Annotated in this window: 1 protein-coding gene; it reads left to right on the top strand. The window is 44.9% G+C overall.

What is annotated here, in order from left to right:
- The coding region (gene gshA, locus R7R78_RS24400; RefSeq protein ID WP_225474410.1) for a glutamate--cysteine ligase at positions 1-1,032 on the top strand (1,032 nt) is incomplete at its 5' end.
- Positions 1,033-1,087 lie beyond the last annotated feature (55 nt).

Here is a 1,087-nt window from a genome sequence, read left to right as displayed (position 1 = left end):
TTTGCTTTGATTCGTAACTATTACCGTTTTGGTTGGATGATCCCTTACTTCTTTGGTGCATCGCCAGCGTTATGTGGTTCGTTCATTCAAGGCCGTGAGACTAAACTCCCGTTTGAAAGCATTGGTGGGACACTGTATCTCCCTAAAGCGACATCTCTTCGCTTGAGTGATCTTGGTTATACCAACAGTGCTCAAAGCGTATTGAAAATCGGTTTCAACAGTATTGACCAATATCTTGAAGGTTTAGGTGATGCGATTCGTCGACCATCTGAAGAATTCGCAAAAATTGGAGTAAAAGTGGATGGTGAGTACCGTCAGCTCAATACCAACATTCTCCAGATTGAAAATGAATTGTACGCACCAATTCGTCCGAAACGCGTAGCGAAAAGTGGTGAGAAGCCATCAGATGCATTGAGTCGCGCGGGCGTGGAATACATTGAAGTGCGCTCATTAGATGTGAACCCATTCAGTGCCGTTGGTGTTAGCGAAGAGCAAGTTCGTTTCTTAGATCTTTTCCTAACGTGGGCGGCGTTGTCAGATTCTGACCCCATGGATAACTGCGAACTAGAATGCTGGCGTGACAACTGGAACAAAGTGATCATCTCTGGTCGTGAAAAAGGTTTGATGCTGCAGATCGGTTGCCAAGGTGAACGCTTATCTTTGCAAGATTGGGCGAAACGAGTATTCGTTGAGTTGCGCCAAATTGCAGTAGAGATGGATTCTGCGGCTGGTGGCGACGCTTACCAAGCTGTATGTGACAAGCTAGAAGCATGGATTGATAACCCTGAACTGACGATTTCTGGCCAATTGCTTGAGCTAACCAAAGAACTTGGTGGACTTGGCAAAGTAGGTTGTGCTCTTGGCATGAAGTTCCGTGAAGAAAATCTGGCTCACGGTTACCAACATTACTCGCAAGATATAATGGAAACGGAAGTGGCTTCTTCAGTTGAGAAACAGCGACAAGCGGAAGAAAGCGATACGTTATCTTTTGACGAGTTTCTGGAAAACTACTTCGCTTATCTAAAACAATAATCAATAAGTAAGGATTGGGTGGGATTGAACATTAAGCCGTTGGTTGTATCGGTGC

This window comes from Vibrio sp. 2134-1 (genome assembly GCF_033339495.1).
This window is presented reverse-complemented; position numbering and strand designations above follow the sequence as displayed.